Here is a 14,086-nt window from a genome sequence, read left to right as displayed (position 1 = left end):
TTAAAGCTCCTCACTGCGATGGGACAGCAGATTGGCAAATGAGCCGGTCGATTGACTTAAGCTGGAATAATCGCCTTGTTGTATCAAAAGGCCATTATCCATTACCCATATTTGGTCATATCCCAGTGTGTCTTCCAATTGGTGGGTGACCAGCAGAGTGGTCTGCTGGCGGGACGCCTCTTCCAATGCTTTCATCACCAACTGCTCACTATGGGCATCAAGGCTGGCGGTGGGTTCATCCAGCAGCAATAAACGACATGGGTTTAGTAGTGCTCTGGCAACAGCAACGCGCTGGGCTTGGCCGACAGAAAGACGGGCAGAATGGTCTCCAACTTCAGTATCTAATCCTTGTGGGAGGTCATTGATAAATTCATTGATATAAGCGCGTTCAACCGCCAGTTGCAGCTGGTTATTATCAGCATCAGGTTGGCCCAGTATTATATTGGCTCTCAGCGTCTGTTTTGGAAGATGTGGATTTTGACCAACCCAACTTAGCTGATTACGCCAAACTTGTGGGTTCAGTTCGCGCAATTCTACGCCATTGACTTGTATTGAACCGCGATAGGGTAAAAAGCCCAATAGTAGATTAAGCAATGAGCTTTTACCGGCACCACTTAGGCCAACGATGGCAACTCGCTTACCCGCAGGTAGGGAGAATGTCAGTGGCCCGGCCAGGCGGGTGCCAGTTGGGGAGAGTATTTCTAATGCATTAGCATCAAGGGAGATGGCATCGGAGCCACTCAATACTTTATCGCCTTGACCAATATCCTCACTTTCACTGCTCAAAAAAGTCACTAACGATTCTGCGGCACCGACGGCCTGCGCTTTAGCATGGTAGAACGTACCTAAATCTCGCAGGGGTTGGAAAAACTCTGGCGCTAAAATTAGGACGAGAAAGCCAGCAAAAAGTGTTACGCCAATACCATAACTGCCAAAATTCAGCTCCCCCAAATAGGAGAAACCAAAATAAACCGCAACCACCGCGATAGAAATAGCGGCAAAAAACTCCAGTACTGCAGAGGAAAGGAATGCCATTCTCAGCACTTCCATGGTGCGGCGGCGGAAATCTTCTGAGGACTCACGGATTTGGTCGGTTTCTGCTTTGGAACGGTTAAATAACCGCAGAGTATCTAAACCGCGTAAGCGATCGAGGAAATTACCACTTAAACGGGCCAGTGCGACAAAGTTACGCCGGTTAGCATCAGCAGCACCCATTCCAACCAAGGCCATAAACAAGGGGATCAGGGGCGCTGTGACAAATAAGATTAAACCTGCTGCCCAGTTGATTGGAAAGACGGCGATGAGAATCAGCACTGGAATAAGGGCCGCTAAATACATCTGCGGGAGATAGCGAGAATAGTAATCCTGCATATCTTCAATTTGTTCCAGAATAATAGTTGCCCAACTTCCGGCGGGCTTACCTTTAACCCATGCGGGGCCAAGCTGTTCTAATCGATCCAGTACCATTTTGCGAATTTGTTGCCGCACTTTCATGCCGCAAATAAATCCAACGCGCTCTCGTAGCCAACTGATCACGGCACGTAAGGCAAAGGTTCCTGCCAGTAACCCAAAATCAGCGGTTAATGCCGCACGCGGTACTTTGTCAATAATCAAAGATTGCAGCAAGGTGGCCAATACCCATGCTTGAGCGATAATCAATAACCCACTGAAGAGGCCAAGTAACATAGACAGGCGGAGCCAACGTTGCGCGGGGGCGCTCTGTTTTTTCAGCCAACGAATTAACTCATACTGTCGTGTTTTATTCATCAGGCAATTTGTCTGCGCAGAGTACTGGGAAATAGCAAAAAGTGTTTGTTGCCATTGAAGGCTGCAAACCAGCGAGGGGCAATATTACCTCTTCATGCCATGAGGTGAAACCCTAATGCTTGTGATTATTACCGCATTAGTGAACATCAATAATTTGCTGTTTTTCATTGACATAACGATATGTAAAAAGAACAAAAACATAAATTAAAACGGGCAGCTACATATTTGTTAGCTGCCCGCATGCATTATACCTGCCCGAGTTCAAGGCATAGAGTTAATGTTAAAGAAGATTATTTATCGTTCGCTAACCCGTCTAGATAGCGCTCTGCATCCAGTGCAGCCATACAACCGGTACCCGCAGAAGTAATTGCCTGACGATAGATATGGTCCATAACATCGCCCGCCGCGAATACGCCAGGAATCGAAGTTTGCGTTGCATTACCCTGAATGCCTGACTGCACTTTGATGTAACCATTTTCCAGCGCCAACTGGTCGCCAAAGATAGCAGTGTTAGGACTATGGCCGATAGCAATGAAAACACCCGCGACGGCTAACTCTTCGGTTTCATCGCCTTTGGTTGATTTCAAGCGCACGCCTGTAACCCCCATCTCATCACCCAGGACTTCATCCAATGTACGGTCAGTGTGCAGCACGATATTGCCGTTTTTCACTTTTTCCATTAGACGGGTAATGAGGATTTTTTCTGAGCGGAAGCTATCACGACGGTGAATCAAATGAACTTCAGCGGCGATGTTTGCCAAATATAACGCTTCTTCAACCGCGGTATTACCGCCACCGACAACCGCCACTTTCTGGTTACGGTAGAAGAAACCGTCACAGGTTGCACAGGCAGAAACCCCTTTACCCTTGAACGCCTCTTCAGATTCCATGCCCAAATAGCGCGCAGATGCACCTGTCGCAATAATCAGTGCATCACAGGTATATTCTGCGCCATCACCAAACAGTCGGAATGGACGATTCTGCAAATCAACTTTGTTGATATGGTCAAACAGAATTTCGGTTTCGAATTTTTCTGCATGGGCATGCATGCGTTCCATCAGCGCCGGGCCAGTAAGACCTTCCGGGTCACCCGGCCAGTTTTCTACGTCAGTAGTGGTGGTCAATTGACCGCCTTTTTCCATGCCGGTAATCAATACAGGTTTCAGGTTGGCGCGTGCTGCATAAACTGCCGCGGTATAACCTGCTGGGCCAGAACCCAAAATAATTAATTTGCTATGTTTAACCGTGCTCATGAATACCTCTTTCCCACAATGGCGGACAATGTTAGCGATTGTAGGGAAAATCGAGCATTAAAAAAAGCAGGGAAAAATGTTGCTAGCGATTTGTTTGATAGGCAATACCTATTTAACGAACTAAATGTATTAAGAATCGGCAGTTAGCCAGTAAAAGAAATCGAACTGACTATAAATTAGACCAAAATTGATTTTTTACGTTATTAACAAAATATCGCCAAAAGTCTTTAACCCCATAATAAATGTGGCTTGCAAGCCAATAACATCAAAAAACACCGGCTATCTATCGATGTCGGGTTGCACCATTTTATAGCCAAAAAACGATGAAAAAATAGGTAAGAGAAGGGCGCAGAGATTTTAATTCTGGCACGTTCTACTGATTTAACTTCTTTTACTTTGACAATCGGCTGTGCATTTGCGAAAACATCATAGGAAGAAGAAATTATCTGCGCGTCATAATTTCAGATTTGGCATCAGTGATGCCAAGCGAAAACCCTGGAATGTTTTCGATTAATACTGGATGGCATGTGGAGTATGTTCTCGAACAATCGCAGGGGGGATGTTTTGCGGTTGTTCGTGATGCGCTATCTCTTCCTCAACGCTAATAATCATCGAGAACCTCGCATACAGTTGGACAGACAGGGTGTGAGATAACAACGTATTGATATATTTGCATAAAACAGGCTGCGGGTCGGTGTTTGTCGCAGGCTCTGAATCTATTGACGATTAGAGTGTGTCGCAGACTCAAGGAAATTAAGAGAGATTATAAGATGATAGATAATAAAAAACGCCCGGGGAAAGAACTTGATCGTATAGATCGTAACATCCTGAATGAATTACAAAAGGATGGGCGCATCTCTAACGTTGAGCTTTCAAAACGAGTAGGATTATCACCAACACCATGTCTGGAACGGGTTCGCCGTTTAGAGCGTCAGGGCTTCATTCATGGCTATACCGCACTGCTTAATCCACAGTATTTGGATGCATCACTGCTGGTTATCGTTGAGATTACTCTGAATCGTGGTGCTCCGGATGTGTTTGAGCAATTTAACGCCGCTGTGAAAAATCTTGAGGAAATTCAAGAGTGTCACTTGGTTTCCGGTGATTTCGACTATTTGTTGAAAACCCGTGTACCTGATATGTCCGCTTACCGTACTTTACTCGGTGAGACCTTGCTTCGCCTGCCGGGCGTGAATGACACCCGTACCTATGTGGTAATGGAAGAAGTGAAGCAGAGTAACCGACTCGTTATTAAAACGCGGTAAACAGGCAGGTGCAAAACCAGAATAATTTGGTTACACTCCTGTTTATCCATACAGTTTCAGCGCCGAGAGGGTTCTCGGCGTTGTTGCTCAGACTAATTAACAGGAACCTGGAGAGCCTTTCTTGAGCCAGGAATATACAGAAGATAAAGAAGTTACTCTGAAAAAACTCAGCAGTGGGCGTCGTGTGCTTGAGGCGGTTTTGATTGTGGTAACAATTTTGGCAGCGTTCCTGATGGCCGCGCTGCTCAGTTTCAATCCTTCGGACCCGAGTTGGTCCCAGACCTCATGGCATGAGCCAATCCATAACCTTGGAGGGAGCGTTGGTGCCTGGATGGCCGATACGCTGTTCTTCACTTTTGGCGTTCTGGCCTATGCTATTCCTGCCATTATGGTGATGTTGTGCTGGGCTGCTTTCCGCCAGCGCGATGCCAGCGAATATGTTGATTACTTTGCACTTTCACTGCGACTGATTGGCACATTAGCGCTGATTTTAACGTCATGTGGGCTGGCTGCATTGAATATTGATGATCTCTATTACTTTGCCTCCGGCGGGGTGATTGGCAGCTTATTCAGTAATGCAATGTTGCCATGGTTCAATGGTGTTGGTGCCACCTTAACGTTGCTTTGTATCTGGGCTGTCGGCTTAACACTCTTTACTGGTTGGTCTTGGTTGGTTATTGCTGAGAAAATTGGTGGGGTCGTCTTAGGTTCGTTGACATTTATGACCAATCGCTCACGTCGTGAAAAACGATATGACGATGAAGATGATGAGTATCAGGTTGATGATGCAAACACAGTTGAGCAAGAGATACCTAATAACAGTGCTGCTGTAGGTACGTTGGCGGCAACATCATTGGCGGCAAACTCTGCCCAAGCTGATGAGGATGATGTCTTGTTCTCCGCGCCGTCAGTAACGGAATCGTCGGCTAATCCCTTACTTGATAATGTTCCCCAGGTTGATGGCGATTTAGCTAAAGCTGAAACCAACTATGAGCCATTATTTAGCACATTACGTGCTACAGATAATGATGATTTGCCCTCATTATCGACAACTGCCACAGAAAATTCTGTTCAACCGGATAGCAAGCCTAGCCATTATATCGCGCCAGCAACTGAAAATTTGGCGACGATACCGCCACTCTATTCGTTTGAATTACCATCAGATGTGGCCTCTGCGACACCCGCACCAGTCACATTACCAGCAGAAAAACCTGAACCACAATTGGGTTCATGGGATAAACCTGTCAGTCATTCGCCATTCGATTTTTCAGCGGCACAGCGTCATAGTGATCAGGTAGAAAACACGCCTTATATGAATCCGGGGCTGGGTACGAGTGCGGATGCTTTGGCCTCGATGGGTTCTGCGAACCGTCCTGTATCTACTGCTGAAATTGTAGCGGCCAGTGCAGCTTCGGCTACTTTTATGCCCGCATTTACGGCAACCAGTGACAGCAGTTCTCAAATTAAGCAAGGCCTTGGCCCTGAGTTACCACGGCCTAACCCTGTGCGTATTCCAACGCGACGTGAGCTGGCATCTTATGGGATTAAGTTACCTTCCCAACGAATGGCAGAGCAGGAGCAACGTGAGCAACGCGAAGAAGAGGGCGAAAATCCTCCCATTGTGGCAAATCAGCTTGATGCAAATATTGCGTCTGAAGATGATGCTGCATTGCAGCAGGCAATCTTGCGTAAAGCTTTTGCTGCCCAACAGTCAGAGCGTTACGGGCAACCATCGGAAGCGAATTTTTCCGTGCCGGAGCCTGAAGATGAGCAAGCTTTGCAAGAGTCGATACTGCGCCAAGCTTTTGCCGAGCAACAGCAGCATCGTTATGCTGCAACCGACAGTGGCCATTACAGCAATCGTGAAAATTCTGTTGTTGAGCATCAGGTTATTGAACATACACCGGTCGAAGAAATACGGCCTGTAGCAACAGGAAATGCTTTTACCTTCTCGCCAATCGCCGACCTTGTGGATGATAGCCCGCGCGAGCCGCTGTTCACGCTTTCACCCTATGTTGAAGAGCCAGTACAGCCCGCAGTGGTGCAAAGCACTCCGGCACCTGATTACCCTGAACAGGTACCGGCCTATAAGCCACTGGTAACACCTCAACCTTATGCAGGGCAAGCTGCACCAGCCCAATCAACAGCACCAGCTCAGCCAGCAGCACCGGTTCAGCCAGTTTCACCCATTCAACCTGTGCCGGCAATGGACAGCCTGATTCACCCATTCCTGATGCGCAATGACCAGCCGTTGGTCAAGCCGACCACGCCATTGCCTACGCTTGATCTTCTTTCCTCTCCGCCAGAAGAAGAAGAGCCGGTCGATATGTTTGCTTTGGAGCAGACAGCCCGTTTGGTTGAGGCACGGTTAGGGGATTATCGGGTAAAAGCCGAAGTGGTTGGTATCTCTCCGGGGCCGGTGATTACGCGCTTTGAGCTGGATTTAGCTCCAGGTGTTAAAGCTTCACGCATTTCCAATCTTTCTCGTGATTTGGCGCGTTCACTCTCTGCCATCGCGGTACGCGTGGTTGAAGTCATTCCCGGCAAACCTTATGTCGGGCTTGAACTCCCCAATAAACGCCGTCAGACCGTGTATCTGCGCGAAGTGCTGGATTGCGCAAAATTCCGCGATAACCCTTCACCTTTAGCTATCGTGTTGGGTAAAGATATTGCCGGGCAGCCAGTCGTCGCCGATCTTGCTAAAATGCCTCACTTGTTGGTGGCGGGTACGACAGGTTCTGGTAAATCGGTTGGGGTGAACGCGATGATCCTCAGTATCTTGTATAAAGCCACTCCGGATGATGTGCGCTTTATCATGATTGACCCGAAAATGCTGGAGTTGTCGGTGTATGAGGGAATACCTCATCTGCTAACCGAAGTTGTTACTGACATGAAAGATGCTGCGAATGCATTGCGCTGGTGTGTCGGTGAAATGGAACGGCGCTATAAGCTAATGTCAGCATTGGGTGTCCGTAACCTTGCAGGCTATAACGAGCGAGTTGCTCAAGCTGAAGCTATGGGGCGGCCAATTCCCGATCCATTCTGGAAACCTTCCGATAGCATGGACATCTCACCGCCAATGTTGGTGAAACTGCCTTATATCGTTGTTATGGTAGATGAATTTGCTGACCTGATGATGACGGTGGGCAAAAAAGTTGAAGAGCTGATTGCCCGTTTGGCGCAAAAAGCCCGTGCTGCGGGGATTCATTTGGTTCTGGCAACTCAGCGCCCATCAGTGGATGTGATCACTGGTTTGATTAAAGCTAATATTCCAACCCGAATCGCATTTACGGTTTCCAGTAAAATTGACTCACGTACAATCCTTGATCAAGGTGGCGCTGAATCCCTACTGGGTATGGGGGATATGCTGTATATGGCACCTAACTCTTCGATTCCAGTCCGTGTTCATGGGGCCTTTGTCCGTGATCAGGAAGTACACGCAGTGGTTAATGATTGGAAAGCCCGTGGTCGTCCTCAATATATTGAGAGCATCCTTAGTGGGAGTGACGAGGGTGAAGGCGGTGGTCTTGGTTTGGATAGTGACGAAGAGTTGGATCCGCTGTTTGATCAGGCGGTAAACTTTGTACTGGAGAAACGGCGCGCCTCTATCTCTGGTGTTCAGCGCCAGTTCCGAATTGGATATAACCGTGCTGCGCGAATTATTGAGCAGATGGAAGCCCAACAAATTGTGAGTACGCCGGGCCATAATGGCAACCGGGAAGTGTTAGCCCCGCCTCCCCATGAGTAATATCTTGTGTTGAGGTAGTGAACATATTAGGGCCGCTTTGCGGCCCTAATGCAAATAAGCGTAAATTCCGTATTTCTCAGGCTAATATGCTAACGCAAAGGGAATGCTTCAGCTAAAGTGCATGGGCTTGTAGAAAACAGGGATGTAGAAAACAGGGATGTAGAAAATAAGTTTGTAATATGTATTCAGCCAGCCGCTAATAGACTTAAACGGCGCATAGAGTGACAATATAGTTCACTCACTGAATCCGCCTTTGTGGCAGCCCTCTTAGGGGGCAATGAATCTTATAAGGTATTTAGAATAATGAAAAAACTGCTTGTTGCTTGCTGCCTGTTATCGAGTTTTATTTCGGGCTCAGTTCTGGCCGATGCTAGTACAGATTTGCAAGGTCGTCTGAGCAAGGTCAACAGTTTCCATGCTAACTTCTCGCAAAAAGTCACCAGTGCAGATGGTGCGGCAGTACAAGAAGGTGAGGGTGAGTTATGGGTAAAACGGCCCAACCTATTTAACTGGCACATGACCTCCCCAGACGAGAGTGTGCTGATTTCTGATGGTGAGACACTGTGGTTTTACAACCCATTTGTTGAACAAGCCACGGCTACCTGGCTGAAAAATGCAACAGGTAATACGCCTTTTATGCTTATCACTCGTAATAATCCAGATGACTGGAAACAGTATAATGTGAAGCAGAAAGGTGACGATTTTGAACTAACACCTAAGAGTGCGAGTGGCAATCTGAAGCAATTTGTTATCACGGTGACGCCAACAGGCACCATCAAAAGCTTTACTGCGGTTGAGCAAGATGGGCAGCGCAGTGCGTATATGCTGAAAGGCCAACAAAATAGTTCAGCAGACGCCAGCAAGTTTAAATTTACCCTACCAAAAGGTGTGACGTTGGACGACCAGCGCCAGTGAGGTTTGCGTGAGTAATATGTCCCTCGATTTTTCCCAAAATGAGTTTCAGCCATTGGCCGCGCGTATGCGGCCTTTGACGTTGGATCAATATATTGGTCAGCAACATTTGCTGGCACCGGGTAAACCGTTACCGCGGGCAATCGTTGCAGGGCAATTACACTCCATGATCCTCTGGGGGCCACCGGGAACCGGTAAAACCACATTGGCAGAAATTATTGGCCGTTACGGCCAGGCTGATGTCGAGCGCATTTCTGCGGTGACCTCTGGTATTAAAGAAATTCGTGAAGCGATTGAGCGCGCGCGGCAGAACCGCGATGCTGGTCGGCGAACTATTTTATTTGTTGACGAAGTGCATCGTTTTAATAAAAGCCAGCAAGATGCATTTTTACCTCACATTGAGGATGGCACTATTACTTTTATTGGTGCCACGACAGAAAACCCATCGTTTGAACTGAATTCGGCTTTGCTCTCCAGAGCGCGCGTATATTTGCTTAAGGCATTAACTGCTGCGGATATCGAAAAGGTTATCGACCAAGCGATGTCGGACAGCAGCCGAGGTTATGGTGGTCAGAATATAAAACTGCCTGATGAAACCCGCCGCATGATGTCGGAATTGGTGGGCGGTGATGCTCGTCGAGCGTTAAATAGTCTGGAAATGATGGCAGATATGGCAGAAACAGATGCCAATGGGGTGCGTGTGTTAACCCCTGATTTGCTAAAAGAAGTCTCTGGTGAGCGAAGTGCCCGCTTTGATAACAAAGGCGATCGTTATTACGATCTTATTTCAGCGGTACATAAATCTATCCGTGGTTCAGCGCCTGACGCGGCCTTATATTGGTATGCGCGTATTATTACGGCGGGCGGAGATCCGCTCTACGTCGCCCGGCGTTTACTGGCGATTGCCTCGGAAGATGTCGGGAATGCTGATCCGCGCGCAATGCAAGTGGCTATCTCTGCCTGGGACTGTTTTACTCGTGTTGGCCCGGCAGAAGGCGAGCGGGCGATTGCTCAGGCGATTGTTTATCTGGCCTGTGCACCAAAAAGTAATGCTGTTTATACCGCGTTTAAAGCAGCAATGCAGGATGCGCGTGAGAAACCTGACTTTGATGTACCAGAACATTTGCGAAACGCCCCGACCAAATTAATGAAAGAAATGGGGTTGGGTGCTGAGTATCGCTATGCTCATGATGAACAGCATGCTTATGCTGCAGGTGAGAATTATTTCCCACCTGAAATGGCCTCCACGCGCTACTATTTGCCGTCATCCCGAGGTCTGGAAGGCAAAATTGGTGAAAAGCTGGCATGGTTGGCTGAGCGGGATCAAAATAGCCCGATAAAACGCTACCGCTAGCCTTGCTGTTGCGGTAAGGTTAGCGCTATATACCCGATAGATTTCAAGGTACAGGAAGACCGCAAAGGAGATAATCCATAAGTCAGTGGCTTGGATTATTGAGTGCGGCCAATACAGCTGTAATTTGAAAAATGAAGCGGATAATTACTGGCTAAGCGGTGAGTTACCCTGCTGACGTTGGTAATATTTCTTTTAATAATCTTTTATTTTTAACTACAAGCACAGGACTAGCATGCTCGATCCCAATATGCTGCGCAATGAGCTAGACGCAGTTGCCGAAAAACTGGCTCGCAGAGGTTTTAAACTTGATGTAGATACGTTGCGCGCACAAGAAGCACGCCGCAAGGTTTTACAGGCTGAAACAGAAAATCTGCAAGCAGAACGTAACTCTCGATCGAAGCTGATTGGTGCGGCTAAAGCGCGTGGTGAAGATATCGAGCCATTACGTCTTGAAGTTAATGCACTGGGTGACAAGCTCGATGTAGCTAAGGCCGAGTTGGATCAGTTGCAAAACGAAATCCGCGATTTAGCATTGTCAATTCCTAACCTGCCGGATGATTCTGTTCCGGAAGGTAAAGACGAAAACGATAATGTTGAGATTAGCCGTTGGGGTGAACCCCGCCAGTATGATTTTGAAATCAAAGATCACGTTTCACTGGGCGAAATGGCCGGTGGTCTGGATTTCGCTGCTGCGGTCAAGCTGACAGGCGCACGTTTTGTGGTGATGAAAGGGCAAATTGCCCGCATGCACCGTGCACTGGCACAATTCATGTTGGATTTGCACACCGAAAAACATGGTTATCTTGAAACTTACGTTCCTTATTTGGTCAACCACGCGACTTTATACGGTACTGCGCAGTTGCCTAAGTTTGGTGGTGATTTGTTCCACACCAAGCCCCTGGAAGAAGAATCAGACAGCAGCAACTATGCGCTTATCCCTACTGCTGAAGTACCGGTTACCAATCTGGTGCGTGATGAGATCCTCGAAGAAGATTCTCTGCCATTGAAAATGACCGCCCATACACCTTGCTTCCGTGCTGAAGCGGGGACTTATGGCCGTGACACCCGTGGTTTGATCCGTATGCATCAATTCGACAAAGTCGAGATGGTGCAGATAACCCGCCCGGAAGATTCAATGGCGGCACTGGAAGAGCTGACTGGTCATGCAGAGAAAGTTCTGCAATTACTGGGGCTGCCATACCGTAAAGTGCTGTTATGTACCGGTGATATGGGCTTTGGCTCCAGCAAGACTTACGATTTGGAAGTCTGGCTGCCAGCGCAGGATACTTACCGCGAAATCTCCTCATGTTCTAATATGTGGGATTTCCAGGCACGCCGGATGCAAGCTCGTTGCCGTAGCAAAGTAGACAGAAAAACCCGTTTAGTTCATACCCTGAATGGATCTGGTCTGGCTGTTGGCCGTACGTTGGTTGCGGTGATGGAAAACTACCAGCAAGCTGATGGTCGTATCCAGGTACCAGAAGTATTACGCCCATATATGGGTGGGTTAGAGTTTATTGGTTAATAAAAACAGGTAAATTATCTGCCTATTTTTGTTCTCAAGCTAAAAGCGCCTACGGGCGCTTTTTCTTTTGCTAATACAGGCTGGAAAGTTGATTTCAAGGGGGCTGATACCTGTGAATCAACATAACGTGCTACTGCTGTTAGGAGGGAATTGACTTTTTTATCGCCAGTGGCATGATGCGCTCACTTTCATTGTCCCGATGGCTTCTGTCATATTATGTCCGCATATTCTCGCCCGGTGCTGCTGTTGCTCTGTGGGCTTTTGCTGTTTACGATTTCTATCGCGGTTTTAAATACATTAGTGCCCTTATGGTTATCTCATCAACAATTGCCTGTCTGGCAAGTTGGGATGGTTAGCTCGTCATATTTTACCGGGAACCTGGTGGGGACATTAATTGCTGGGCGGTTTATCCAACGGCTTGGGTTTAATCGTAGTTACCATTTTTCCTGTGTTTTATTCGCGCTGGCAACCTGCGGATTGATGCTGTCGGTCGATTTTTGGAGTTGGCTGGGGTGGCGTTTTTTTGCCGGTGTCGCCTGTGCACTGATTTGGGTGATTGTCGAGAGCGCATTGCTGCGTAGTGGCACATTAACCAACCGTGGGCAACTGTTGGCCGCGTACATGATGGTTTACTATTTGGGCACTGTTACCGGGCAACTCTTGTTGGGGGTGGTTTCCACCCAATTAATGAATGTTATTCCTTGGGTCAGTGCATTGGTTATTACAGCAATGCTGCCACTGTTATTTGCTCATTTTTCACATCAAGAGGGAAGCGAGTCATCGTCGATAGCCGTTTGGCCGATGCTCAAGCGCCGTAGCGCACGGCTAGGTATTCACGGCTGTATTATCTCTGGTGTGTTATTAGGTTCGCTATATGGGCTGCTGCCATTGTATTTGTCCCATCAAGGAATGAGTGATGCCAGTGTCGGATGGTGGATGGCATTACTGGTCAGTTCCGGAATTATTGGCCAGTGGCCAATAGGCAAAATGGCTGATCGCTATGGTCGTTTGCTAGTGCTGCGGATTCAGGTGTTTGTTGTTATTCTCGGCAGTGTGGCTATTTTGGGTAACTATGCGCTGGCTCCCGCATTATTTATTCTCGGATGTGCCGGTTTTACTCTCTATCCGGTCGCCATGGCATGGGCATGTGAAAAAGTCAGTGCTGATGAGTTGGTCGCGATGAATCAAGCTTTATTGATGAGTTATACCATTGGCAGTTTGACCGGGCCGACCATGACTTCACTGCTGATGCAAAGGTACTCAGATAACCTATTGTTTATCATGATTGCCGGTGTGGCTTTGGTATATTTAATGATGTTACTGCGTAAACCAGATCAACAACACACCCCTTACGCCGCAGTATAGTGTGCTAAAAAAACCGCCTGTGGGAACCCACTCAGGCGGTCTTGTTTAACTTTCATAGAACCATAAGTTGTCTTTATGGCGCAGTGTGATTGCCTGTTAATTGATGGCCGATAATCAGTAGATTACTTTGTGGCCATAACTTTCCAGAATACCTTTGACACGGTCCATAATCTCCGTGGTAGGTGGTTTTACCCCATCCAGTTTGTATTCTTCGCCCATCGCCACCCATTTGTGCTTACCAAGCTCATGGTAAGGCAGCAATTCGATTTTCTCGACATTAGTCATGTTTTGGGTAAATTCACCCAACATATGGGCTGATTTATCATCATCCGACCAACCCGGTACGACGACATAGCGGATCCAGGTTTTCTGGTTACGTTTTGCCAGATAGCGGGCAAATTCCAGAGTTCGGTGATTAGATACTCCCACCAGATTCTGGTGCACGCTGTCATCCATTTGCTTTAAATCCAGCATGACGAGATCAGTGGCATCCAATAATTCATCAATGACCGGATCATAACGGCGCACAAAGCCATTGGTATCCAGACAAGTGTGAATGCCTTCTTTATGACAGGCGCGGAACCAATCGCGTACAAACTCGGCCTGCAAGATAGCTTCACCACCTGAGGCAGTTACACCACCGCCAGAGGCATTCATAAAGTGACGATAAGTAACGGCTTCTTTGACTAATTCTTCAACGGTAACTTCTTTACCGCCGTGGGTGTCCCAGGTATCACGGTTATGGCAATACAGGCAACGCATCAAGCAGCCCTGGAAGAATACGATAAATCGGATGCCAGGGCCGTCAACGGTGCCACAGGATTCGAATGAGTGAATACGACCAAGTACTGACATAGCAGGATTTCTCCAACGCTGGATGAATAAAGGCCCCACTAA

9 protein-coding genes are annotated in these 14,086 nt (G+C 47.6%); 6 read left to right on the top strand and 3 right to left on the bottom strand.

Annotated features, from left to right (window positions below; all coding sequences use genetic code 11):
- Together cydD and trxB are read right to left on the bottom strand one after the other, a co-directional pair.
- On the bottom strand, nt 1–1,767 hold the full coding sequence (gene cydD, locus YROHD0001_RS14985) for a heme ABC transporter permease/ATP-binding protein CydD (protein ID WP_004713345.1): 1,767 nt from the start codon (nt 1,765–1,767) through the stop codon (nt 1–3).
- Between the two features lie 290 nt (nt 1,768–2,057).
- Nucleotides 2,058–3,020, bottom strand: coding sequence for a thioredoxin-disulfide reductase (gene trxB, locus YROHD0001_RS14990; protein WP_004713343.1), 963 nt, complete (start codon nt 3,018–3,020; stop codon nt 2,058–2,060).
- Between the two features lie 770 nt (nt 3,021–3,790).
- Between trxB and lrp the strand changes: the two genes are divergently transcribed.
- The 6 genes from lrp (at nt 3,791) to YROHD0001_RS15020 (ending at nt 13,189) form a co-directional block, all read left to right on the top strand.
- Nucleotides 3,791–4,285 carry a leucine-responsive transcriptional regulator Lrp gene (gene lrp / locus YROHD0001_RS14995; RefSeq protein ID WP_002211340.1) on the top strand — a complete coding sequence of 165 codons (495 nt, stop codon included), beginning with the start codon at nt 3,791–3,793 and terminating at the stop codon, nt 4,283–4,285.
- Nucleotides 4,286–4,406: 121 nt separating this feature from the next.
- Entirely contained in the window at nt 4,407–8,033 is a 3,627-nt protein-coding gene (locus tag YROHD0001_RS15000) for a DNA translocase FtsK (RefSeq protein ID WP_004713342.1), read from the top strand.
- 303 nt (nt 8,034–8,336) lie between these two features.
- Complete coding sequence (gene lolA / locus YROHD0001_RS15005) at nt 8,337–8,948, top strand: outer membrane lipoprotein periplasmic chaperone LolA (RefSeq protein WP_004713341.1); 612 nt, start codon at nt 8,337–8,339, stop codon at nt 8,946–8,948.
- A gap of 7 nt (nt 8,949–8,955) precedes the next feature.
- On the top strand, nt 8,956–10,299 hold the full coding sequence (locus YROHD0001_RS15010) for a replication-associated recombination protein A (RefSeq protein ID WP_032816012.1): 1,344 nt from the start codon (nt 8,956–8,958) through the stop codon (nt 10,297–10,299).
- Between the two features lie 232 nt (nt 10,300–10,531).
- Nucleotides 10,532–11,824: a serine--tRNA ligase gene (gene serS / locus YROHD0001_RS15015; RefSeq protein ID WP_004713339.1), complete on the top strand. Its 1,293-nt coding sequence runs from the start codon at nt 10,532–10,534 to the stop codon at nt 11,822–11,824.
- A 216-nt stretch (nt 11,825–12,040) separates the two neighbouring features.
- Nucleotides 12,041–13,189, top strand: a complete 1,149-nt coding sequence (locus YROHD0001_RS15020; RefSeq protein ID WP_004713338.1) for an MFS transporter — start codon at nt 12,041–12,043, stop codon at nt 13,187–13,189.
- Between the two features lie 114 nt (nt 13,190–13,303).
- Here the strand turns inward: YROHD0001_RS15020 and pflA are convergent, their stop codons facing one another.
- Nucleotides 13,304–14,044 (bottom strand): pyruvate formate lyase 1-activating protein, encoded by a 741-nt coding sequence (gene pflA / locus YROHD0001_RS15025; protein ID WP_004713337.1) that lies wholly within the window; start codon nt 14,042–14,044, stop codon nt 13,304–13,306.
- Between the last annotated feature and the right edge of the window lie 42 nt (nt 14,045–14,086).

Source organism: Yersinia rohdei ATCC 43380 (assembly GCF_000173775.1).
Classification (GTDB): Bacteria; Pseudomonadota; Gammaproteobacteria; order Enterobacterales; family Enterobacteriaceae; genus Yersinia; species Yersinia rohdei.
This window is presented reverse-complemented; position numbering and strand designations above follow the sequence as displayed.

Coding starts and splice junctions, on each gene's coding strand:
- serS (WP_004713339.1), top strand. CDS start 10,532: ATGCTCGATCCCAATATGCTGCGCAATGAGCTAGACGCAGTTGCCGAA.
- lrp (WP_002211340.1), top strand. CDS start 3,791: ATGATAGATAATAAAAAACGCCCGGGGAAAGAACTTGATCGTATAGAT.
- pflA (WP_004713337.1), bottom strand. CDS start 14,044: ATGTCAGTACTTGGTCGTATTCACTCATTCGAATCCTGTGGCACCGTT.
- cydD (WP_004713345.1), bottom strand. CDS start 1,767: ATGAATAAAACACGACAGTATGAGTTAATTCGTTGGCTGAAAAAACAG.
- lolA (WP_004713341.1), top strand. CDS start 8,337: ATGAAAAAACTGCTTGTTGCTTGCTGCCTGTTATCGAGTTTTATTTCG.
- YROHD0001_RS15020 (WP_004713338.1), top strand. CDS start 12,041: ATGTCCGCATATTCTCGCCCGGTGCTGCTGTTGCTCTGTGGGCTTTTG.
- trxB (WP_004713343.1), bottom strand. CDS start 3,020: ATGAGCACGGTTAAACATAGCAAATTAATTATTTTGGGTTCTGGCCCA.